Raw genomic sequence first — 23705 nt, 5'->3', positions numbered from 1 at the left:
TATATCATACTCAATACCTATATTTCAACTTATACCCTTCCAGGTACCTCAGTATCCAATACGGATTTATGCTCAGCTCCTGTAGGTGGGCGGTGCGTATGTAGATTCCCAGATGCAGATGTACATCAAAATTTCCTGTAGTGCCTTCGATTTTGCTGTATCCTGTATCTCCCATGTACCCTAACAATTCCCCGGGATAGACCTTATCTCCCACTTTGAACTCTCTTCCGTAGGAGGAAAGATGAGCGTAGTAAAAGTAACCTCCATGGGGGCTGCGCACTCCTATCCGGTAGCCGCCCTTTTCCAGCCAGCCGATCTTTTCCACTACCCCTTCTGTGATACTCATCACAGGGTATTTCCCGCGGATATTCTCCGGAGGCATCAAATCAGTGCCTTCATGTCCCCGCTCACCTCCATAATTGCGTTCGTACATCCAGGAGTCCTCGTATGTAACTTCTGAGTCCACCGGAAAATAGACCAAGTCATCCCAAATGGCCTGATAGCTGGCCATGAGTTCCCGGTAGGGCTCTTCCCGGTATTTTTTCAGGTATCCTGACCAGAGGGCATAATTTTCCGCCGTGAGACTCCTGGAGGAGGACAGAGCAAACCTTGACTGCGGCATCCAGACAGCCAGCAGCTCCCCCTTGGAAATGCCGCTTTCCTGGCTGACCTGCTTTAAGATTTCCAGTCCTTCCTCCGACAACTGCTGTTTGCGGAAAACGGCTGTCTCGGATATGTCTGCGGTCAAATTCATGATCTTTCCGAAAACGCTGCATACATTCAGAAGATCCGAGATCAAGCCGCAAAGCAGGAAAATGCAGATAAGCGATTGGATAATTTTTTTCATACACACATCCATTTTCTACATCCAAACTATTATATGCACGTCTTTGACATAATAGAACTCTTCTCTTTCAGGCATTTCCTGTTCTTCAGAGCATATAGTGTAAAAAAGCCCTGGAGCAGCTATGAAAAAAATTCTCTACGGACTGGGTGTGGGCGGGATTCTCTGCTTTCTACTGCTGTTTCCCTCCGATGCTTTGAGCGCTTCCAGAAACGGACTCCACCTGTGGTTTGACACCCTGCTTCCCACCCTGCTTCCTTTTATGATTCTATCTAACTTTTTGATTCAGGCAGGGCTGATCCGGCCTATGGTATCCGTCCTCTCCCCCCTCTTTTACCGACTCCTGCGCCTTTCTTCCTCCGGCACCTACGCACTGGTCATCGGCTTCCTCTGCGGGTATCCCATGGGAGCAAAAGTACTGGCGGATTTGAGAAATACCGAACAAATATCCAGGGAGGAAGCAGAGTACCTTCTGGAATTCTGCAACAACATCAGTCCTTCTTTTATCATCACCTTTCTGGTGACCGCAAATCTGAAGGCGCCGGCTCTCACCGTCCCTACCCTGTTGATTCTCTACGGAGCACCTATCCTGTGGGGGATTTTTCTGAACCCCTCCTACCGCAGAAAACACCGGCTCTATCCGGATATGTCCAAACAGTCCCAGATTCCCAAGAGCCGGGTCAGCTTTTCCCTGATCGACGGCTGTATCATGGACGGGGTAGCCACCATTGTGAAGCTGGGCGGATATGTGATGCTGTTTGCCATTATTTCTGGAATCATAGGTATTATCCCCGCACTCTCTGCCGAGTCAAAAGCAGTCCTCAGTGGAATCACGGAAATCACAAATGGAATACCGGCTGTGACTTCATGTTTTACTGGAAAATTCCGTTATCTCCTGCTGACGGTTCTGTGTTCCTTCGGCGGCTTGTCCGCCATTGCTCAGACCAACAGCGTAATAAAAAGCGCACATCTCTCCCTCGGGAAATATGTACGCTCGAAAATCATCATCAGTATACTGGCTGCACTGCTGACAGCCTGCTTTTTGACCGGATTATCCCTATAAACCGGTTTCCTCTTCATATTCCTGCTGCTGAGCAATGGGTTCCGGCGCAGGTGCGGATACATAGTTGGTAGGAGCAGCCTGCGGGGACAGTTCCCTGCGGTTCTTATTTACAATATCATAGCAGGACTGGATCGAATTGATGAAATTGTTGTACTTGGTGCCTGCGGTGTCTATGGTGTGGCTCATGATCTTTTCCAGATTCTCCAGCATCTCATCTGCATACTGCAGGGCGCCCATACGGATACTGTTGGCATCGTTGGTCGCATTGTCGAGAATATCCTGAGCCTGTGTATTTGTTTTTTCCAGAAGGTCATTTGCCTGCTCATATGCCTGCTGCATAACCTCGCTCTCCTCAATCATCTGCTGCTGTTTCGCCTGTGCGTCTGCGATCAGGGAATCTGCCTTGGACTGGGCATCTGCCAGGATGGCATCCTTGTTGCTGATAATCTTCTGATATCGTTTGATCTCATCCGGAGTTTTCATTCGGAGTTCTCTTAAAAGCTCTTCCAACTCCTCTTTATTTACCACGATCTTGGTAGAAGAAAGGGGCTGAAATTTACAACTGTCTACGTATTCTTCGATTTCTTCAATGATCTGTTCAATTCTGCTGCTCATTAGATTCTCTCCTTATTCTTTTTTTCCCATATTTTATTATAAATCTGGTCAACGACAATCTGCGGAACAAATTTTGAGATATCGCCTCCAAAGGCGGCCACTTCCTTTACTGTGGTGGAGCTTAAATAAGCGTACTCCAAACTGGTAGTCAGAAAAATGGTATCAATCTCTGGGTTCATAATATGGTTCGTCTGGGCCATCTGAAGCTCGTAGTCAAAGTCCGTAATCGCCCTCAGGCCCCGGACAATGAACTGTGCATCACATCTCTTTACAAAATCTACAGACAGTCCGCAAAAAGATTCTACACGTACATTACTAATATCTTTAGTCACATCCAATAGTATATTAACACGTTCTTCGACAGAAAACAACGGTGATTTCGTATTATTGTTCAGAACGCCCACGATGAGCTCGTCCACCAGTGAGGCAGAACGCGCTATGACATCCAGATGTCCGTAAGTAACCGGATCAAAACTTCCGGGATAAACAGCTCTTTTCATTTTTTCTCTCCTTTTGCCCTCTGCAGGAACATATGGGCATTCGTCTTATATTCTTTGCGTTTCAATAGGATGTATCCAAGTGCCTCCAGATAAGAAAAATCCGTATCCAGAGCCGCCTCCACAATCACCAGGCTGTGATCTGTTATCACAGGAGAATCTGCAAGAATTTCCAGAACTTTCCTCTCCCACTCCTTCCGATAAGGAGGGTCCATAAAGACCACCTCAAAGGAAGGCTCCCTCTTCAAACGTTCCAGTGCGGCCAACACCTCCATAGAGAGAATCTCCCCTCCCTCAAGTCTGGTAAAGGCCAGGTTCTCCTGGATGCAGCTTACTGCCCTGCGGTCATCCTCCACAAACACAGCCCTCGCAGCCCCCCGGCTCAACGCCTCGATACCGATGGCACCGCTGCCTGCAAACAGGTCCAGAAAACGGATTCCATAGAGCTCGTCCTGTATCATATTAAACAATGTTTCCTTGATCCGGTCCGTGGTAGGTCTGGTATTCTGCCCCGGAACGGTTTTTAACGGAAGCCTTCTGGCTTTGCCTGCAATTACTCTCATGTGTGTAATCCTTTGTCATATGCTTTTCTCATCGTAACTGTTCAGCACCTTCACAGTTACATGCAAAAATCCATTTAAGATCACCTCCGGTGATGGGATTTTTGCGCTCCTGAATCATTTTCTTACGGCTTGCGCAGTAAAAATGCGCAAACCTGCCGAATAGCTACTTCTCATCTATTATAGTAGTTCCCAATAGAAACTGTCAAGCGCAAATCCGACCAGGTCATTTTTCAAAAATGACCTGGTCGGATCGGTAAATTTTATTAAATTTCTATAAAGTCCTGTTAGGAGTTCATATATTCCTCCAAATCTCCTGTTATGATAAAGGCCACCCACTCCGCAATGTTCGTTGCATGGTCAGCCATACGCTCCACATATTTTACAATCAGAAGATAATCCACATAAGCTCTCATATGCTCCGGATTATTTTTCATGGAGGTGATTAGTTCCTCTTTAATGGAATCAAAGTAGCCATCCACCACATCGTCATCCCTCACAATCTGGTTAATCACCTCTATATTCTCTTCTATAAAGCTGTTAATGGTTCTGGATACCATGCTGCGCATATGCCGGAACATTTCCAGCAGTCCTTTGGGCATAGAGATCTCCGGTTCTTTTGCCAGTTCTATGATGTACTCCGCAATATCCCCGCAATGATCCGCAATCCGCTCCACATCTGAGATCAGACGCATGATGGACGTTACCCTGCGCAGATCCGTTGCCACAACCGGCTGCTGTTTTGCCACCAATGTGATACAAGTGCGCTCAATTCTCCGCTCCATGTCATCAATGATATCGTCCTCCCTGATAATGGATACAGCCATATCCAGGTCCAAGTCCGTCAGTGCCTTTATCACCTGATCGATCATATGCTCCAGCTGTGTCCCCATCTGGTTGACCTGATCCGTAAGCTCCTCCAGCTCTGCTATATATACTTTTCTGGTTGTCATGTACATTCTCCCCCCTTAACCAAATCTTCCGGTAATATAATCTTCCGTCTTTTTTTCCCTTGGATTGCTGAAGATCTGTTCCGTATCTCCATATTCAATTACATCGCCTGTCAGGAAAAACGCCGTTTTGTCTGAGATACGGCTGGCCTGCTGCATATTGTGTGTGACAATGACAATCGTATACTTCTCCTTCAATTCCACGGCCAGATCCTCGATTTTCAATGTGGATATTGGGTCCAGGGCGCTGGTGGGTTCATCCATCAATATAACCTCCGGCTCCACAGCCAGGGCTCTGGCGATGCAGATACGCTGCTGCTGTCCGCCGGACATTCCAAGAGCATTTTTTTTAAGCCTATCCTTTACCTCATCCCAAATAGCTGCCTGACGCAGGGAGCGCTCCACAATCTCATCCAGCTGTGCTTTTTTCTTAATACCATGAATCCTGGGGCCGTAAGCCACATTGTCATAGATACTCATGGGAAATGGATTCGGCTGCTGAAAGACCATCCCAACTCTCTGGCGCAGCTTGATCACATCAATGTCACTGTAAATATCTGTGTCATCCAGATAAATATGCCCATCAATCTTAACACCCTCCACCAGATCGTTCATCCGGTTTATTGTCTTTAAAAAAGTTGATTTTCCACAGCCGGACGGTCCGATAAATGCGATAATCTCATTGCGGGGCATCTCCATATTTATTTTATTTAAAGCCTTAAAGTCCCCATAGTAAAGGCTTAAATCCTTTACTGTAAACTTAGGCATTCTGTTTCCTTCCATCATGTGCTAAGCTCCTTTTTTCTGTAAAAGTTTTTTGGTAACCATTTTGGAGGCAAAGTTGATCGCTATAATGATTACCAGCAGCACAATACCAATTGCACAGGCTGTAGTCAGATCATTTTCTTCCTTCATCAGGGTATACATTTTTATAGTCAATGTGGCGCCGCTGGCTGAATTTCCAAAGAGTGCTCCCGGTATCTGCGCAACCGTTCCGGCTGTCAGCAGGAGGGCTGCTGATTCTCCCACGATTCTTCCGATACTGAGCAGGACTGCCACCAAAATTCCGGGCAGCGCATTTGGCAGCACCACCTTTGTAATTGTCTGAAGTCTGGTTGCCCCAAGTCCCAGAGAGGACTCCCGGTACGTCTTTGGAACCGCCTTCAGAGACTCCTCTGTTGTCGTGATAATAGTGGGAAGCAGAATAATGCTCACTGTCAGCGCGCCCGCCAGAATAGAATACTGAAGCTGACACACTTTCACAAAAAAGAGGGAGCCAAAAAGCCCGTAGATTATGGATGGAATTCCTGCCAGGTTTTCTATGGCAAAGTGGATGGTGGACATGAGGCGGCCCGGCTTTGCATACTCGATGAGATAGATTGCTGCCATAATGCTTATAGGAGCCGCTATGAAAAGAGACAACCCGATCATATACATGGTGGTCACCACCATAGGCACAATACCGCCGCCGGGACGCACCACCTTCAGTTTCAAAGTATTTTGATCCACATTCTCAGCTTTGGTGATCTGATCCCCCTTTTTGACTGGATAGGATTCCCCCTTTGGATTCACACCGGTTTTTAAGGGTGAATCGCTGGTGATGCCTGTAACGGCAAGTTCTCCGGCCTCATCCTCATGAAGTGTTACCCCCAGTTCCGGGACTTCCCCGGCCTTTACCGCATCCGCAGGAACCCCCAATGCAAGTGTCACATAAGTAGTTTTATCCTCATAGCCGCTGGTCAGAAAATGCAGGTTGATCCCGGGCGCTCCCTTTATGACTATAAATCCGATAATTACCACAAGAATCAGCACCGTAAAGCCTGCGGATGCATAGACAGCTCCCTGCGTCAATTTGTCTTTCATTTTTCGACTCACTATTTTTCACCTGCCTTATGTGTAAGTTTCAGTAGCGTGAGATTCACAATCATGATAAAAAAGAACAGGATGACACCTGTGGCAAATAGCATCTCCTGCTGCCGCCCCGATGAATAGCTCATCTCCATTGCGATATTGGTTGTCAGAGGGCGCACCATGGACCAGAGTCCAGACGGCAGCCCCTGTGTGGGGTTTCCGGCGATCATCATGACTGCCATGGTCTCGCCAATGGCACGCCCTACTCCCAGGACCGTAGCCGAGAGAACGCCTGACTTTGCAGCGGGGAGTACCACCTTAAAAATGGTCTGCATTTTGGAAGCCCCCAGTCCCAGGGATGCCTCCCGGTAAGACTTAGGTACCGCCCGCAGCGCACTCTCCGACAGAGAGACGATGGTAGGTAAAATCATAATGGTGAGTACAATGATAACTGCCAATAAGGACTGTCCCTGTACCTCCGGAGAAATCGCCTTGATCATGGGCACAACAATCCCCAGACCAAAGGCACCGTACAGTACAGACGGAATGCCGGCGAGAAGTTCCACTGCCGGCTTGATTACTTTTACCGCACCCTCTGGTGCGATCTCTGAAATAAACACAGCAGTCAGCACACCGATGGGCACCCCTATGACGATAGCTCCCAGAGTAGAGAAAACAGAGCCTACAATCATATAAAAGATTCCGTATATATCCTGGCCGGGCGCCCACCTTGTGCCTGTGATGAAATCCACAAAGCTGTAGGCGTCCTGGCCAAAAAATGGATGCAGTCCTTTGTAAAAGACAAATACTATAATGGCAATTACCGAAACCACTCCTGCCAGGGCACAGACCAAAAAGATTGCCTCAACAGCTTTTTCGAGAAAATCCCGTTTTACATTTCGGTTCATCTGATTCATATAGAATGTCCTTTCCGGATCATTACTCCGTCACTTTGATTCCGCCGTGCTCTTCCACAGCTGCCTGCCCTTCTTCTGAGAGCGCAAACTGCAGAAAGGCTTTCCCTGCGTCCGTCACCTTGTCCTCGTAGTAGCAGAAAAGGAAGGGTCTGCTCAGAGGATAATCGCCGGATTTGGCATTCTCCGCGGTAGCTTCCACGCTGCCCACAGTCAAAGGCTTCACCGTTTCGTCAATAAAGGAAAACGACACATAGCCAATTGCATTCTCATTTCCCGCAACCGCTGCCTGTACCGGACCATTTCCCTCTGACACTGCCGCATTTCCGGTCAGGCCGCCGGCGTCTTCCAGGCCGATCAATTCCTCAAAGGCGCTTCTGGTGCCTGAACTCTCCTCGCGGGATACCACAAAGATGTCCGCATCGTTTCCACCCACCTCGCTCCAGTTTGTAATTTTCCCGGAGTAGATGTCTGCCAGCTGCTCCGCAGAAATGTCGGCAACCGCCTCGTTTGCAGGGTTCACGATCACCGCAATCCCGTCATAGGCAAATACCTCTGTCTTTAACGCTTCCTCAACCTCATCCTCTTTCAGTTCCCTGGAAGCGGCTCCTATGTTATTGGTCCCAGCCTTTGTGTCCGCTATTCCTGCGGAAGACCCGCTTCCCGTATATTCAATGCTTACATCCGGATTCTGTGCCTCAAACTCATCCTTCATATCATTGAGAATCTTCTCCACAGAGGTAGATCCTGTGATCACGATTGTTCCGCTGGCACTCCCTGCCTCCGGGGCAGCTTCACTGGCCACGGTAGTCTCGGGAGCCGGTGTCTCTGCGGCTGTGTTCTCTGAGGGAGATGTTGTCTGCTCAGCTCCATCGGCGGCAGACGCCGGAGTGGAGGCTGTTGTCTCCTGTGAATTGCTCCCACACGCGGAAAGGCTAAGCACCATAATTCCCATAGCTGTCATTGCCAATAATTTCTTCATAATATTCATTCCTCCAAATATGTAATGTTGTTTTACAAGACTGTATTTTAAAGGAAAGAGGTCAGAAAATGATTTGATTCATGTAAAATCTGTGTAAAATGATAACTATGGTAACAAAAAAGAATCCTGCGCGCAGGATTCTCCGCCTGCGGCGGGGCTGCCCTGGCAGCCATCTTCCACTCCGCCGCAGTGCGATCCCGCCCGGAGGGCTTTTTGTATCATAGGGAATTCCGAAGGACTTTCCTCGTATGTTAAATTATTATTAGTTCCCCATTCTGTTCTTGAATGAGTATACTGTTTATAGACACTGTGGATTAGTTGAACTTTCCTAACGCTTTGACGTTTGAGCATAGGCTCTAACCACGGTTGTCTGCTTTAATGTTAATCAGTTAGATAACGCATGACGTTTTATTTCGCACGAGGCTACATAGCAGGCAGTTCTGTGGGTTCTCCATACAGTGTCAATACATTGCAAAGGAGCATTACTATGATCTGCATTGGTATCGATATTTCCAAAGATAAGCATGACTGCCTTATCTCTAATTCTGATGGTGATATTCTATTTGATAACTTTACCTTTTCTAACTCTCTGGAGGGATTTGAATTACTTTTTTCTCGTATCCAATCCTGCTCTGACAATTTCTCCCAAATGAAAATAGGGCTGGAAGCAACCGGTCATTATAGCAACAACATTACAGAGTTTCTCGTTAACAAAAATCTTCCTATTTTCATTATCAATCCGTTACATACCAGTCTTTACAGAAAAAGTCTAAGCTTTAGAAAGACTAAGACGGATAAGGCCGATGTTCACTCTATCGTATCAATGCTTATGACCCAGAAGCTTACGCCCTACGTACCTGTATCATACCATAGAAAAGAACTCAAGTCACTAACCAGATACCGTTTCAATCTGGTGCAGGATTGTTCTGTCTTAAAAGTCTCTTTTTCAAGACTTATGAATATTATCTTTCCTGAGTTAGAAAAGATTGTTCACCAATTACAGGTGAATTCTGTGTATCAGCTTATGTCTGCATATCCTGATGCTGCTGCTGTTTCAAATGCTAATCTGACACATCTTACAAATCTTCTCCGGAAATACTCCAAAGGACACTATGGCCGGGAGAAAGCTATTGAAATACGCAATGCCGCAATGCAGTCCATTGGAACCAGTGATGGAATACTCAAGCTTGAAATGCAGCAGACGATTGCCCGTATCAGACTCCTCCGAGAGCAAATCAGCATTGTTGAAGTAAGAATCAAGGATATCATCAAGGAAAGTGATTCTCCATTCATTACAATACCTGGCATTTCCTACATTACTGCGGCTATGATCCATGCTGAAGTTGGTGATTTCTCTAATTTTTCATCGGCCGAAAAAATACTTGCCTTTGCTGGAATGGAGCCCTCCATTTATCAATCAGGCCAATATACTTCGACTCATGCAAAAATGGTGAAACGAGGTTCCAAATACCTGCGGTATGCACTCTTTACTGCCGCTAAAAATGTTGGAAAATGGGACAATACGTTCAAGGAGTTTCTTCAGAAAAAACTCTCTGAGGGAAAGCACTACAATGTGGCAGTATCTCATGTAGCCAAGAAGCTGGTCAGAACTCTATACAGTATGGAAATGCATCATACTGCATACAGCAAGTAATTTTTTTCTTATAACATACTTCTCAAAGCAGCTGTATAGGTGCTTTATTTGTCATGCAATTATCAAGGTTGAAAAAACATATTTAACTAACTTTCAAAAAAACACTTGACATAGTTAGTCTATGATACAAAAAACACAGTCTAACCGGATTGCTCCTGCCAAACTGTGCCGTATTCCTTCTAAAACTGTTATCAATCCAAAGCCCCCAGGGTGTCATAGACATTTTCACTGGTCTGCTCCTCAACGCTCTCACTTTCCTGCGTATTGGATTTCTGTACTCCTGTGACAGCCCCCAATATCCATATCAGGCAGATCACAATGAGAATAAACCCCAATGCAGAAGCCAGCATGACCCAAACCTGCCTGCTGCTATCCGGTTTTACGGGTTCCTGGGGTTCCAAATCCGTAGGTTTTCCACAGCCCGGACAAAATTCGGAATCTTCGGGTATTTGTTTTCCGCAATGTCTGCAATACATTCTTTCTACCTCCGTTTTCTATCACAGGGCACTCAGGATTCCAGATGGATGGTGATTGTGGTCCCCTCCTCCTGGTTGCTGTGAATCTCAATATATCCTCCCTGGTATTCCACCACATGTCTGACAATGGAAAGCCCCAGTCCGGTTCCGCCAGTCTGTTTGGAATGGCTCTTGTCGATACGGTAAAAGCGTTCAAAAATCCGTTCCTGATACTCCATGGGAATTCCTATTCCCGTGTCCGAAACACGTATAATCGGATGCCCATCCTCGTCCTCATAAATTGAAGTTGTCACAAAACCTCCGGTCACATTGTATTTAATGCCGTTCTCGCAGAGATTGTAAATCAAATCATACATCATCTGCCGGGAAGCCACCACTTTCACCGGCTGCCCCTCCAGCCTCACTTCCACATCATTCTTTTCGGCCACGGGCAGAAGACGGGTTTTGACCTCCTCGGCCACTGCGTAGAGATCCACGGTCTCCTTATTCTGCCTGGAATCCCTCTCATCTAACTGGCTTATTTTAATGATATCGTTAACCAGAGCAATCAGCCTGGCTGCCTCATCGTAGATCTTTCCGGCAAACGCAGGGATGTCATCTGACCTGACCATTCCATTACGTATCAGTTCTGCATAGCCTGAGATAGACGTAAGGGGCGTTTTCAGCTCATGGGATACATTGGCAGAAAATTCCTTTCGCAACTGCTCTGCCTTCTGATTGGAAGTGACATCCAAAACAATCAGAACCGCACCCTTTACCTGTCCATTCTCCAGAACAGGATTGCCGAAAAACTGTACCTGCTTTTCCGGTAGCTTCAGCATGGCACTGTAGGTCTCTCCCTTTAAGGCCATCGCTACCGTTTCATTTAACTGCTCACTCCTGTTAAACAAAGAGATTTGCTTTCCCTCATAGTGCATGGTGGGCACATTAAACAGCTCTTTGCAGCTTCGATTGATAAAGAGGATTCGGGAATCCGTGTCCAGGAGGATCAATCCCTCATTCATATTGTTGGTGATGGTGTTAAACTTCTGCTCCTGCTCCAGCAGATTCGTCATCTGCTCCTTTAACTGAGTATTCTGCTTCTCAATACGGTGAAGTAAGGGCCAGAGTTCCGGAAAATCAGACTCCCTGGAGGGATGATGCAGGTCAATCTCATTGACACGGCGGGCTATTCCGCCTGCCAGTTTGTACGCAATCAGATAAGCGCACAAAAGAATAAGTGCTGCCACAGCCCCCAGTACAGGCAGAAGACGCAGAAAAGTCTGGAACGGACTGTTCTTTTGTCTGGCCAGCCTTAAAATCATTCCATCCGGCATCAGGACCGCCAGATAGTAAGTCTCCATCTGCATGGTACTGGAACGGCGAATGATAGAGCCTGAGCCCTCTTTAAGCGCTTCTCTTATCTCCGGACGGTCCAGGTGATTACCCATGGTGTCCGCCCTGACAGCGTTGTCATACTTTACTTCCCCATTTTTGTCAACCAGGGTAATACGCAGCTCCTCACCGGCGGCGATTTCTTTGAATAGTTCCCCCTCCACTCCTCCATCCTCATAGGCTGTCTCAGCATAGGAAGCCTCTATCCGCATCTGCTGCTCAATCTCCGAGTGTAGGGTGACATTAAAAAAAGATACAAAGATCCCGGAAATCAGCACTATGGTCAGCACAGCCAATCCCAGGATATTTTTATAAATCCGCTTTTTCACTTTGAATCTCCTATCTTGTACCCCACACCGCGGATGGTTTTTATCATATCACCGCAGGGTCCCAGTTTCTGTCTGAGAGAGCCTATGTGCACATCCACGGTCCGACTCTCCCCCTCGTATTCGTAATTCCAGATTACATCCAGGATCTTATCCCTCGACAGAACAATCCCTTTGTTTTTCAGCAGATATACCAGAAGTTCGAACTCTTTATAAGTCAGCACCACCTGTTTGTCCTGCACATACACCTCGTGCTTCTGTTCATCCACCCTCAGATCCTCCAGGACAAGTTCGTCGGCAGGCGCTTTTTCCGTGCGCCTGAGCACTGCTTTTACTCTGGAGATCAATTCCATCACCCCAAATGGTTTAGTCACATAATCATCTGCACCGCTGTCCAACCCCAGAACCTTATCATACTCCGCAGTTTTGGCTGTGAGCATAATGACCGGAATCTCCCTGTAGTGCTTCTCACTTCTGACTTTCTTTAAGATGGAAATCCCATCTTCATCCGGAAGCATAATATCCAGCAGGATCAGATCCGGCTGCTGCTCCTTCATTCCCTGATAAAAGCAAACGGCATTTTCAAATCCAAAGGATTCATAGCCTGCTGTCTTCAACGCATAGACAACCAGCTCTCTAATATTTGCATCATCTTCCACACAGTAAATAATTGCTGCCATAAATTCCTTCCTCTAATGTTCGGACATTACATATCCGGCAAGGTTGTATGCATGATCCGAAATTCGTTCCAGATTGCTGATAATATCCAAAAACACAACACCATTGGTGGGGTTGCAAAGCTGCTTTGAGAGGCGCTCGATGTGCTTTTCTCTCAGCTCCTCCTCCATGTTGTCCACCATATCCTCATATTTCCCCACCTTGACGGCTGCCTCCACGCTCTCTTCTTCCCTGGCCTTCATGGCATAGGTAAAGGCATTGGAAACCAGACCCATAATCTCTTCCATCTCTCTGCTGGCCTCTTCTGAAAAGCTGATTGGCACGCCATCCTTTGTATCGATCAGCTCCACGATGTTTTCCGTATGATCTCCCACACGCTCGATATCGCTGACTGAATAGAACAAATTGTTTATAATATTGTGCTGGTCTTCATTGAGAGACAGGTTGCTAATCTGCACCAGATACTCTGTGATCAGCTTCTCCATGCGATTAATGGTCTGTTCTGTCTCATAGACCTGCTCCACCTTCTTTTTGTCAAAGCCAAGTACCACTTCACAGGCCCTCTGAAGATTTTCTGTGGTAATCCTGCCCATATGGACCACCTCTAAAATCGCATTTTCCACAGCAAAGGACGGTGTTTCCAGAATACGCCTGTCCAGATGACGCAGGGTCAGCGCCTCATCATTATCCACCGCAGTGTCCACGCTCTCCACGTGTTCCTTCACAATCAAACCGGATAGAGAGACCAGTTTATTGGCAAACGGGAACAGAATTGCCGTACAGATAATATTGAACACGGTATGGAAAATAGAAATACCCACACTGTCAATACTGCCGTTTGCAAAAGTTGGGGTAAACTGGAATAAAATATACATTGCTGTTCCAAAAATAACAGCGCCGATCACATTGAAGGTCAGATGGATCACTGCCGCCCTCTTAGCATTTCTGGGCGCTCCAAGGCTCGACAAAAGAGCAGTAAAGCAGGAGCCGATATTAGACCCAAGGCTGATATAGATGGCAGAGCTGGTGGTAACCACCGCTCCCGTTGCCGCAAGCGTCTGAAGGATACCCACAGAGGCTGAGGAGCTCTGCATGATTCCGGTTACAATGGCGCCGATGGCAATGCCCAGGAAGGGATTGCTGCCAAACAGGGCAAAAGCCTGAGTGAAAATCGGAAGCTCTGTGTAGGACGAAGCAGAATTTTTCATAAAATCCAGACCTATAAACAAAAGCCCCAAACCAATGATAATCTCTCCCACTGTCTGCTTTTTCTGTTTTTTGGAAAACATAATAAAAAATGCGCCCACTCCCACCAAAAGAGGAGCATATAAAGAGGGAGACATTGCTTTAAAGCTGTCTCCCAGCTGTCCCAGCGAAACAATCCAGGATGTGATGCAGGTACCAATATTGGCTCCCATGATAACGCCCACCGCCTGGGTAAGGCTCATAATCCCGGCATTTACAAACCCGACTACCATTACTGTGGTGGCGCCGCTGCTTTGGATGATTGCAGTAATAAGGGCCCCGACAATCACTGCCAGAAAACGGTTATTAGTCAGGATTCCCAGAAGCTCCTGCATCTTTTTTCCTGTGGATTTCTGGATACCATCGGACATGCTGTGCATTCCGAAAAGAAACATTCCGAGGCCGCCTGCAAATAAAAACAGGTTTTCAACATCATTTATGGACATATCTGCTCTCTCCATTCCAGATCTCCATTGGCTAACCCAAGAATAAGAGATTCTGCGGTGGCTATATTGGTGGCAATGGGAATATTGTACTGGTCACAGCACTTCGAAATGCGGTCAATGTCCGGCTCCCTCGGATCTGTCATCACCGGATTGTAGAAAAAGATGACCACATCCAGACCATTGCGGCAGATTGTCTCCTGAAACTGCTTATCTCCGCCTATACTGCCAGGAAGAAATTTATGTACTTTTAAATTTGTTACCTCTTCAATCCTGCGCCCTGTAATTCCTGTTGCATACAGTTGATGCTTTTCCAAAATACGTTTATACGCAAGGCAAAAATCTTCAATCAAATTTTTCTTTTCATTGTGTGCGATCAAACCTACATTCATTTTCTTTTACCTCAAAATATTTTTTGGATCATAGCGTTCCGGGTCCATTATAACATAAGAGAATGTAAAGCGACAATATATTTTCAATAAAATGTAAAAACTTGAAAGAATTCCTAGTTTATAATTCTGTTTTTTTCACATACTAGAATTGCAACTAACAATTGCAAATAAAAGTCAAAAAGAAATGTTTCAAAAAAGGAGGCGTTGAATTATGGCAAGTAGATCTTCAAACACAGCAGCAGTACCAGAGGCAAAGGGTGCATTAGACCGTTTCAAAATGGAAGTAGCACAGGAACTTGGAGTACCCTTAACAGATGGTTATAACGGAAACCTGACTTCTAAACAGAATGGTTCTGTTGGTGGCTATATGGTTAAAAAGATGATCGAAGCTCAGGAAAGACAGATGTCTGGAGCATCTATGGGAAGCGCTGGCGTATCTAGTGCATCCATGGGAAGCACTGGCGTGTCCGGTACTGGTTCTCAGTTCTAAGTTTACCACTTAGTCTGATTTACTAGACAGAAAATGAAATAAGAGCTTTGGAGTCCAGTTAGATTCCAAAGCTCTTATTCTTTTCCCTAAGTATGTAGAATCAATTATCTGCAGTCTGCACAGAAAATGCACAGTCCTACAAAACCATTACTATAATTCTACACTTCCTGTCACGTCATCGTTGATTACATAGTACGCCATATTCTCTTCCGGTTTCAGATAAATAGAGATGGTTTTTATGTCTCCGACTTTATTCTTCAGTGTCTTTGTCCAGATCTCTTTCACTTTTTTTACAACATCCTCGTTGCTGATCTCTTTTCCGCCATACTGCAGAAATACGGTTTCCTTGATGGCTGCTTTCTTAGCCGGCGCTTTTTTTGCGGGTGTTTTTTTCTCAGGCGCAGTTTTTGTCTTTGCAACGGCGGCCTTGGGCTCCTCTGCTTTTTTTGGTGCTTCTGCTGCTGTAGGGGCAGCTTTCTCGGCTTCTGCCTTCGTCTCTTTTTTTACTGTTTCCTTCTTATCAGCTTTCACTTCAGTCTTGGAAGCAGTCTTTTTTTCGGGTACTGTTTCAACCTCCGGAGCCGTCACCTTTGCTGTCTCTTTCGCAATTGCTTTTACAGTTTTCATACAATCATCCTCCTCATAAAAACTACGCTATAAAAAACATTACAATGACAATAATATAACAAATACTTAAAATTGGCAACAATAAATTAGAGGTTACCTAACCTTTACCAATTTAGACGTTTTTGCCGGACTGTAGATCTTCTTCTTTGCTGTCACAATGCGGTAGTAATATTTCTTCCCTTTCTTCAAGCCTTTTCTGTCCGTATAGGCGATCTTATTTCCTTTTTTTATCACAGCTATCCGCTTATAACCGCTGTTCTTTTTTGTGGAACGGTAGATCACATAACCGGTAGCTCCCTTCACACGTTTCCATTTTAAGCTGACGCTCTTTTTCCCTTTCAGTGCCTTCACTGCTATTTTCGACGTAGTTTTTGGCAGAGTAATGCTTTTGGATGCCCCGAATCCACTGACTGTTTTTCCGCTGTCTGCTCTAGCCAGATAGGATACCTTTCCGGTAACCGGATTGTCATCGTAGAAAATACCCGTTTTGGTCTCCCCCAAAAGCTTTGTGGAACTGCCCTTTTTGCGGTAAATCTGATAGGAAGCTGCACCACTCACCTTCCCTACTTTTACCCGCACCCGTGAAGCCTTTGACGTGATAAGGCTTTTTACTTCCGTCACTTTGGGAGCCGCTAATTTCGGCTCTTCTACTATTTTTTTCTGCCACTGGGCAGTTAGGACAAGATCTGTGTTCACTTTTGCAGAGAAATCATATTTTCTGCCATTGCTGTACCATCCATCAAATTGATATCCCTCTTTTACCGGGTCCGCAATCGGTGTCACCAGGCTGCCCTCTTCCACTGTCACTTTTGTGAGCACGCCATCGACGCTGAAAGTCACTGTATACTCCTTCTTGACTACAACATCCTTTATACCCCAGCTGCCGTCCTGCATTGATCTGGGCATCACCCTCTCCAAAAGAGGTGGTGTCAGCTTGCTGTAGTTTAATACTTCAAAATCATCTGTATTCTGATCCGTGTCTATAAATCCAATTCTGCGAATGGATTTGTTCTTTGAAATAATCGTATCCCCCGAAGGATCTTCAAGTGGTATTCCTTCCACCGTTTCCTCATTGACCGATACTCCATCCACTTGGGTTTCCCTGTCAAAGAGCACTACACTATAGCTCTTATTGCTGATGACCATATCCCATATAATATCCGCATTTGACAATGTACAGACTGCTTTATCTGTCTCCTCTTTGGCGCATTGCACCAGATATGATGTATGGGGCGGCACTGTGCCTGTTAAATCCAGTGACTCAACAGTCCCCTTAGACAAATAGGCAATGCGGTAATTCTCCAGGTTGATATCCCTGTCTGTGGAGTTATAAAGTTCTATGAAACTGTGGGACACTGGCGTATCTCCCTTTCCGCCACCTCCGTATACCTGATTGATAATCATATGCTCCGTCTGAGGGGCCAAAATACGTACCACCTCTGTCGCAGCGCTGTCCACCTGTCCGGTCTCCACTGTACTCGTAATGGATACCGATATCTTCCGGCCCTCATATTCCTTGTCAACCACCAGGAACATGCCAGTTTCTCCTGGTATCTCCTGTCCATCTGCATACCACTGGTAGTTGAGTGTTCCGGTGTTATTAGCCACGGCCTCATCCGCATAGAGTATTGCCTCCGCGATGGCATTTCCGCGGATGGAAACGCTTCCCTCCAGCTTTTTATCCGGGTCCGGCGTGACAACAGGCTCATTGTCTGTTCTCCATATCCCATCCGCCATGCTTCTGGGATACTTCTTTACTGCTGCATCCGCCTCATCCCGGTAGTTTACCACTTCAAAGTCATTCCGGTTATTGTTGGTATCCGCAAAGTTCCTGCGGCGGATTGCCTTCTGTTTACTGATGGTTCCATCGGGAAGTGCAGCGCCCTCTATGTTTCCTTCATTTACAGACACTCCGTCCTCTGCCTCTGTGCCCTTGTAAAGCACAATACGGAACCTTTTGTTGTCAATGGTCTGCTCCCACTCCTGGTCAAATTTTTTCACTGCATACTTAATCAGCTCCGGTGTTGAGGTGTCCTGTTCCTCACAGCGCACCAGATAAGAGGTATATGCCGGAAGCATTCCGCTAAGGGAAAGCTTCTGCTCTGTGGCAGCCGACCCATTCTCACCACCTGACAGGTAGCCCAGGGAATAGCCATCCAGATCCACCGCACTGTCAGTGGGGTTGTACAGTTCTATAAAGCTGTGAGATACGGGTGTCTTGTCATTCATCCCCCCGCCGTATACCTGATTGATAATTAGATGACCTTTTTCTTCTTCCTCCTCTATTTCCTTTTCAAAAACCGCATAGTTTGTAATACTGCCGTTTGAAAGCAGCACTCCGTTCCGGTCAAATCCCCGAACCTGCACGGTATTGTAACGGTTGGACTCTTTTTCCAGACAGGCATCCTCCACAGTCAGCTTCGCAGTGCTATCTGTCACATCTGCTGTGCCTGCCAGCTTTCCGTTTATATAAAATCCAACTTTTTCAATGCTGCTGCCGGACACCTTTGCCGTGTAAGTGGTCCTTCCCTTCTCTGCAGTGTCCGCTTCCACCGAAATACTGTCAGATGCCTGGAAACCTCTTGTCACCGGGCTATTGTAACTGTTTCTCAGCCCCTGGTCAAAGGATGAGAGCAGTTTCTCCACAGAGGTAAACTGTTGATCCAGCCAGTTCAGCCTGTTTTTCAGGAATGTCTTCAGACGGCTGATCTGACTATCAAAATCCGCAGAATTGTGGTAAACAAATCCATTCCTAAAGTTTGCATCAGCCGATTCTTTCAGATATTCTGCCTGCTGGTCAATGATTCCTCCATCTCTGACGATATCCTCAAAGTTCTGCCGGTTGTCCCTGTAGCACTCATATACTTTTACTGCAAAATAGGGCTCACTGAGCAGATATTTATACCACTGCTGGTTCTGAGCGCAATGTCCGTTTGAATCATTGCGGTCTGAAGTCACCCACCTGTCATAGTTGCTCGTCTCAGACGCGCTGATAAGACTGTTGGAGGTCCAGTCCATGTCCCAGATGGGCCCTATGTACAGCTTACCGCCCAGGTCTTTATACATGTAGGTACTCTTTTTCATTGTCTCCGTGTTCCAGAAAAACTCGTTCAGCATGAAATAGCGCACCAGCGAATCCATATCCACCAGATCTGAATAGTGGCAGCTCTGCTGCTCATACTCCGTCTGGAAGTCCCCTGCAACGATGCTGTTTTCCACTGCCTGAATATAGTTTTTTACGGAATTGAAAAGGTTGTCATTGGTATAGGCGAATTCAGGACTTTTAAGCATAATCGGCTGATTGTTCTGGGTTTTGAATTTAGAAACCTCATCATAATACCCATCCAATTCCATCAAAAATCCGCCAGAGTAATCCACATTTCCTTCCTCATCCTTGGGGAGGCAGTTTGTTATGTCATATGTATTTCCATTGTAGTCCACCGTACCGCTGGTTATCCAACCCAGATTCTCCACCAGACGCTCTTCCAGTTGGTCCGCAGCGCCATCCGTATTGTCCTTGGCCTGCTTAATGACGTACTTGGCCGCTTCTTTGGCACAATCCTCCCAGTCATAGATATCCACGCGGCTGGATTCAACCCTCACATTCCCCACCAACTGATAATTTCCTGCGTACACTCCGTTTAGAATCACATCCACATGGGTGGACTTCAGGTAATTCATTCCCATTGTACCGGAAAGGTCATAGGACGTGGTGTTTCGCACAAGGGACTCATCCATATAGTTGGCTAATAGAGCCCAGTGCTTGCTCTTACCAAACCCAAACAAGTCTGTTTTGCTGTCCAGCTTGATCTTATAGGGCAATTTGTTAAAGGAAGTATTCCAGGTACTGTTTCCGCGTCCCCGAATGGAGATTCCCCCGTCATACATTGTGGTATTCTGGCTGTTGAACCGGTCATTTCCCTGTATGCGCATGGACGCAGGCTTATATATGTCTTTACTTGTAATGCCGTGTCCGTCTTCCGTATCAATATATACAACCGGAAGCTTACTGCAGTAGAACTTCAGGTCATCGATCTTTTCCCCATTGCCTGTGCTGGCTGTGACTGTTATAAAGTGGTTCACATCGCTCTGTGCGGGGGTGTATGCGTCTGTCTGGGAAACCGTTTTTCCATCAATCTCCCACCGGTAACTTATATCCAAATCCTCCGGATAATTTGCCACAGCGGCAGTGATGGAGGTCCCGGGCTTCGCATATTCCTGGTCAATCTCCAGTACGAGGTTTGAGACCACGGTTACGGTGATTGACTTTGTCTTTCCGGACCCGGTCTGTGCGGTAAGTGTCACCTGCGCGTCTGCGATAACTCCTTTTACCAGAGCGTCTGCGCCATCGATGGCTATGATCTCCGGATTACTGCTGCTCCAGGTGATGGCCTCCGTCCCTTTCTCCGACTCATAGGCCAGCGGGAGGGTAAAGGACTTGGTAACGGAGGAAGCGCTGTCTCCGTCCGCAAATGTGGGCATTGGAATTGGCGTGACGACCTTACCCTCACTGATAATCGGCATGATCCGGTTTCCAGAGATTGTCCAATAGTCAGCCCCCAGGGCATTTTTTACCGCTTCACTGCCCAGCTCCGCCTCCGTGATCTGTGTTACCGCAGAGGTGAACCTCCCTGTCCCTGCCAAACCGAAGCAGGCTGTGATATTCGCCGTATTTGCCTCTGAATCCGGACTGGAACTGTAGCCGTTTACGGCATATCCCTGACCGCCCTTGTAGGTAATCTTCCCCACATTTAAGCAAGAACTCAGAGCTCCGATATGACTGGACTGATGTATCCTTCCAAGGATTCCTCCGCAGCGCACCCAGTTAGAACTCAGGCCCTGCGCCACCTCCACATCAGCGGCATTGTACAGATTGGTCATCCTGACCGCGGAATTGTTTGTGCGGACCTGACCCACTACGCCTCCGACTCCGATCAAGTCACTTCCCGGACCGGATGTGGCCCTGATCTCTCCGCTCAGGACTGCAATATTGTCGATTCTGGCATACCCGTCAACATCCGCTGCCAGAGTCCCGATGCTGTCCCCTCTCCCCAGCAGGTGCGACACAGAGACATCCGTAAAGTTTAAATTTTTCACTTCCGCGTAGTGTTCAGAGGAATCACTGCCGATCATGGCAAAAAGCCCGGACTGGTTTGTGGTGTTTTGACTGCTGCTGCCGTCAAAGCTGATCTTCAGATTTGAGATGGTCTTCCCATTTCCGTCGAACGTGCCGCTAAAAACCCTGTCGCCGCTTACCAGACCGTACTCCGGCCCCCCGGAGCCTCCAATCGGTATCCACTCTCCATTATTGTACGTGGACAGATCAATATCCTTAGTGAGGACATAGTTCCCATTCATAGGATACTCAGGGCTTGTTCCGATCTGAGCCAGCTCCCTGGCAGACGAAATCTCTATCTTTCCTGCAGCCTTTGCAGTCATGCCCGCCGGCGGCAACCAGCCTAACCCGGAAACACACAGAATAAAGGCAAGCAGCATTGCCATACCCTGCTTTAATACATTTGATCGTTGTCTCATAACTTTCCTCCTTGCTTGGTTGATATCCCCGTTTTCTTTACATTTTAGCATATACTGCCATATTTGTCACATATTTTCATATTTTTAGCAGCAATTCAGACAAATTTTTTTGAAACTTTCCGAAATCTTTACAGATTCAGCGTCCCTGTCTCTCCCCTCACCATTTCCGCCACCTTCTCTCTCAAAAGCCTGTGCTCCGCCCTCTCAAACTCCGGGTCCTCCTCCAGAAGTCTGCTTGCCGCCTGGCTGGCCTCCTGCAAAATGGCCGCATCCTGAAATACATCTCCCAGCTTAAAGTCCAGAATACCGCTTTGGCGGATGCCAAACAAGTCTCCCGGCCCCCGAAGCTTCAGATCCTCACCTGCGATGTAAAAGCCATCGTTGGATTGATTCAGGATCTCCAGTCTCTCCTTTGTCTTTTGGCTGTCAGAGCTGCGCACCATAATGCAGTAGGACTGAAATCCCCCCCGCCCCACTCTGCCCCTCAGCTGATGGAGCTGGGCCAATCCGAAGCGCTCCGCGTTTTCTATCATCATCACCGTGGCATTTGGCACATTTACTCCCACCTCCACCACAGTGGTGGAAACCAAGACCTGTATCTCCCCCTCTGCAAAGCGCTCCATAATCTCATTTTTTTCCTTTGGCTTCATCTTTCCGTGGAGGTACTCCACCCGAATCGCTTTGTCCAGAGCAGCGCGGAGACGGTCTGTGTACTCAATCACGTTCTCAGCCTCAATAGCTTCACTCTCTTCTACCATTGGACAGATTACATAGGCCTGACGGCCCGCTTTTATTTCTTTTTCAATAAACTCATATGCCTTTTTGCGGTAGGAGGTTCCCACCACACAGTTTTTGATTGGCAGGCGGTTTGCAGGCAGCTCATCCACCACTGAAATATCCAGATCCCCGTACAGAATCACAGCCAGAGTTCTGGGGATCGGAGTTGCACTCATCACGATCGTGTGCGGGGTCTCCCCCTTTCCCGCCAGTGCCTCCCTCTGCTTTACACCGAAACGGTGCTGTTCGTCCGTGACCACCAATGCCAGGGACTGATACTGAACCTTCTCCTGAATCAGGGCGTGAGTCCCGATAATAATCTGCGCCTCCCCCTCCTCAATTAGTCTGTAGGCCTGTTTCTTTTCTCTTGCGGTCATGGACCCGGTGAGCAACACTGCCTGAAAGGGCAGACCCTGTTCCCGAAACAGTTCTTTGAAAGACTCATAGTGCTGTCTGGCAAGCACCTCCGTTGGGACCATTATAGAGCCTTGGTATCCGTTCTCCGCTGTCAAAAGCAAAGCCAGAACCGCCAGGACAGTCTTTCCGGACCCAACATCCCCCTGTATCAGCCTAGCCATCACCTTAGGACCTGTCAGATCCTGTTCCAGCTCCCTCCAAACCTTCTGCTGGGCCTTTGTCAGGGCATAGGGCAGCCGGGAGATGACCTGATCCGTCAATGGCTTTTTCTCAATACAAAAATGATGGCGAACCTCCACCCGGTTCTGCTTCAGACTGCGCAGGGCCAGGATAAACAGGAAAAATTCATCAAACACCAGCCTGTGTCTGGCCAGCATCATATGGTGAAGGTCCTTTGGAAAATGGATTTGCTCCAAGGCAAAATGGTACTCCGCCAGATTATACTGCTTTCTGGCTTCCATGGGAAGGACCTCTCTTGTGAGTTCCGCTTTCTCCAGAGCCTGTCGGACCGCCTTTGAGACCATTTTGTTGGTCAGCCCCTCCGTAAGGGGATACAGGGGCTGAAGTGTGCCCCTCATCTCCAGATATGATTGAACGTCAAAAACAGCAGGCTGTTCCAGGAACAGCTGCTGTCCTTTTTTTATAATACGTCCGCGGAAAATATATTTAGCGCCGGGCTTCAGTGTGTTTTTCAAATAGGGCATGTGAAACCAGCTTGTATTCAGAGTGCCCGTCTCATCCCGAAGCACAGTGGCCGCGATCTGCATCCGTTTTACATAGCGCACAGTCACAGGGCGGTCAATTATCCCGCAGACACATACAAGTGCATCCTCTTGCACCTCTGATATGGGAACCGGAGGTGCAAACGTATCATAGGTTTTGGGATAATAGTGGAGCAGGTCTCCCACCCGGTTGATCCCTGCCCGCTCAAATACTTTTTTTGTTTTTTCCCCAATGCCCTTAACTGCATCTATGGGGGATAACTCATTCATAGA

At 47.2% G+C, this 23705-nt stretch carries 19 protein-coding genes and 1 pseudogene; 3 read left to right on the top strand and 17 right to left on the bottom strand.

The features are described 5' to 3' along the window. Positions 1 to 10: 10 nt before the first annotated feature. Positions 11 to 847, bottom strand: a complete 837-nt coding sequence (locus AC0THY_RS13555; RefSeq protein WP_489991129.1) for a M23 family metallopeptidase — start codon at positions 845 to 847, stop codon at positions 11 to 13. 121 nt (positions 848 to 968) lie between these two features. Between AC0THY_RS13555 and AC0THY_RS13550 the strand changes: the two genes are divergently transcribed. After that, complete coding sequence (locus AC0THY_RS13550) at positions 969 to 1907, top strand: nucleoside recognition domain-containing protein (protein ID WP_489991128.1); 939 nt, start codon at positions 969 to 971, stop codon at positions 1905 to 1907. On the opposite strand, the gene AC0THY_RS13545 is transcribed toward AC0THY_RS13550, so the two are convergent. From AC0THY_RS13545 to AC0THY_RS13510, 8 genes are all read right to left on the bottom strand, one after another. Continuing rightward, positions 1902 to 2522 carry an ATPase gene (locus AC0THY_RS13545; RefSeq protein WP_489991127.1) on the bottom strand — a complete coding sequence of 207 codons (621 nt, stop codon included), beginning with the start codon at positions 2520 to 2522 and terminating at the stop codon, positions 1902 to 1904. The two genes, AC0THY_RS13550 and AC0THY_RS13545, sit on opposite strands and share 6 nt — an antisense overlap. Then, on the bottom strand, positions 2522 to 3022 hold the full coding sequence (gene coaD, locus AC0THY_RS13540; RefSeq protein WP_489991126.1) for a pantetheine-phosphate adenylyltransferase: 501 nt from the start codon (positions 3020 to 3022) through the stop codon (positions 2522 to 2524). The genes AC0THY_RS13545 and coaD overlap by 1 nt, the downstream gene beginning before the upstream one ends. After that, positions 3019 to 3582, bottom strand: a complete 564-nt coding sequence (rsmD, locus tag AC0THY_RS13535; RefSeq protein ID WP_489991125.1) for a 16S rRNA (guanine(966)-N(2))-methyltransferase RsmD — start codon at positions 3580 to 3582, stop codon at positions 3019 to 3021. The genes coaD and rsmD overlap by 4 nt, the downstream gene beginning before the upstream one ends. Positions 3583 to 3866: 284 nt before the next feature. Continuing rightward, complete coding sequence (phoU, locus tag AC0THY_RS13530; protein ID WP_489991124.1) at positions 3867 to 4532, bottom strand: phosphate signaling complex protein PhoU; 666 nt, start codon at positions 4530 to 4532, stop codon at positions 3867 to 3869. Positions 4533 to 4547: 15 nt separating this feature from the next. Then, the gene (gene pstB / locus AC0THY_RS13525) at positions 4548 to 5297 is read right to left on the bottom strand and encodes a phosphate ABC transporter ATP-binding protein PstB (protein WP_489994197.1); all 750 of its coding nucleotides are present in this window, start codon (positions 5295 to 5297) and stop codon (positions 4548 to 4550) included. Positions 5298 to 5318: 21 nt separating this feature from the next. Further along, positions 5319 to 6392: a phosphate ABC transporter permease PstA gene (pstA, locus tag AC0THY_RS13520; RefSeq protein ID WP_489991123.1), complete on the bottom strand. Its 1074-nt coding sequence runs from the start codon at positions 6390 to 6392 to the stop codon at positions 5319 to 5321. A gap of 11 nt (positions 6393 to 6403) precedes the next feature. Further along, positions 6404 to 7297, bottom strand: a complete 894-nt coding sequence (gene pstC / locus AC0THY_RS13515) for a phosphate ABC transporter permease subunit PstC (RefSeq protein ID WP_489991122.1) — start codon at positions 7295 to 7297, stop codon at positions 6404 to 6406. Between the two features lie 22 nt (positions 7298 to 7319). Continuing rightward, the gene (locus tag AC0THY_RS13510; RefSeq protein ID WP_489991121.1) at positions 7320 to 8276 is read right to left on the bottom strand and encodes a phosphate ABC transporter substrate-binding protein; all 957 of its coding nucleotides are present in this window, start codon (positions 8274 to 8276) and stop codon (positions 7320 to 7322) included. Positions 8277 to 8763: 487 nt separating this feature from the next. Here AC0THY_RS13510 and AC0THY_RS13505 point away from each other — a divergent pair, with 487 nt between their 5' ends. After that, a complete protein-coding gene (locus AC0THY_RS13505) occupies positions 8764 to 9930 on the top strand; it encodes an IS110 family RNA-guided transposase (RefSeq protein ID WP_489991120.1) in 1167 nt (388 codons plus the stop codon). Positions 9931 to 10121: 191 nt separating this feature from the next. Here the strand turns inward: AC0THY_RS13505 and AC0THY_RS13500 are convergent, their stop codons facing one another. Genes AC0THY_RS13500 through AC0THY_RS13480 form a run of 5 tightly spaced genes read right to left on the bottom strand, consistent with a single transcriptional unit; the run spans position 10122 to position 14864 of the window. Further along, positions 10122 to 10406 (bottom strand): zinc-ribbon domain-containing protein, encoded by a 285-nt coding sequence (locus AC0THY_RS13500; RefSeq protein ID WP_489991119.1) that lies wholly within the window; start codon positions 10404 to 10406, stop codon positions 10122 to 10124. Positions 10407 to 10438: 32 nt separating this feature from the next. Continuing rightward, on the bottom strand, positions 10439 to 12109 hold the full coding sequence (locus AC0THY_RS13495) for a sensor histidine kinase (protein WP_489991118.1): 1671 nt from the start codon (positions 12107 to 12109) through the stop codon (positions 10439 to 10441). After that, on the bottom strand, positions 12106 to 12786 hold the full coding sequence (locus tag AC0THY_RS13490; RefSeq protein WP_489991117.1) for a winged helix-turn-helix domain-containing protein: 681 nt from the start codon (positions 12784 to 12786) through the stop codon (positions 12106 to 12108). The genes AC0THY_RS13495 and AC0THY_RS13490 overlap by 4 nt, the downstream gene beginning before the upstream one ends. A gap of 12 nt (positions 12787 to 12798) precedes the next feature. Then, entirely contained in the window at positions 12799 to 14490 is a 1692-nt protein-coding gene (locus AC0THY_RS13485) for a Na/Pi cotransporter family protein (RefSeq protein ID WP_489991116.1), read from the bottom strand. Then, a complete protein-coding gene (locus tag AC0THY_RS13480) occupies positions 14466 to 14864 on the bottom strand; it encodes a methylglyoxal synthase (protein WP_489991115.1) in 399 nt (132 codons plus the stop codon). The genes AC0THY_RS13485 and AC0THY_RS13480 overlap by 25 nt, the downstream gene beginning before the upstream one ends. Positions 14865 to 15075: 211 nt before the next feature. Here AC0THY_RS13480 and AC0THY_RS13475 point away from each other — a divergent pair. Continuing rightward, positions 15076 to 15276, top strand: a pseudogene (locus AC0THY_RS13475) (alpha/beta-type small acid-soluble spore protein); the annotation flags it as partial. Between the two features lie 228 nt (positions 15277 to 15504). On the opposite strand, the gene AC0THY_RS13470 reads toward AC0THY_RS13475, so the two are convergent. The 3 genes from AC0THY_RS13470 to recG form a co-directional block, all read right to left on the bottom strand. Beyond that, entirely contained in the window at positions 15505 to 15981 is a 477-nt protein-coding gene (locus AC0THY_RS13470) for a DUF6465 family protein (protein WP_489991114.1), read from the bottom strand. 93 nt (positions 15982 to 16074) lie between these two features. Then, positions 16075 to 21516 (bottom strand): CotH kinase family protein, encoded by a 5442-nt coding sequence (locus AC0THY_RS13465; protein WP_489991113.1) that lies wholly within the window; start codon positions 21514 to 21516, stop codon positions 16075 to 16077. Positions 21517 to 21644: 128 nt separating this feature from the next. Further along, positions 21645 to 23702, bottom strand: a complete 2058-nt coding sequence (recG, locus tag AC0THY_RS13460) for an ATP-dependent DNA helicase RecG (RefSeq protein ID WP_489991112.1) — start codon at positions 23700 to 23702, stop codon at positions 21645 to 21647. Positions 23703 to 23705: the final 3 nt, after the last annotated feature.

The organism is Ruminococcus sp. 8Y-12 (assembly GCF_058119865.1).
This window is presented reverse-complemented; position numbering and strand designations above follow the sequence as displayed.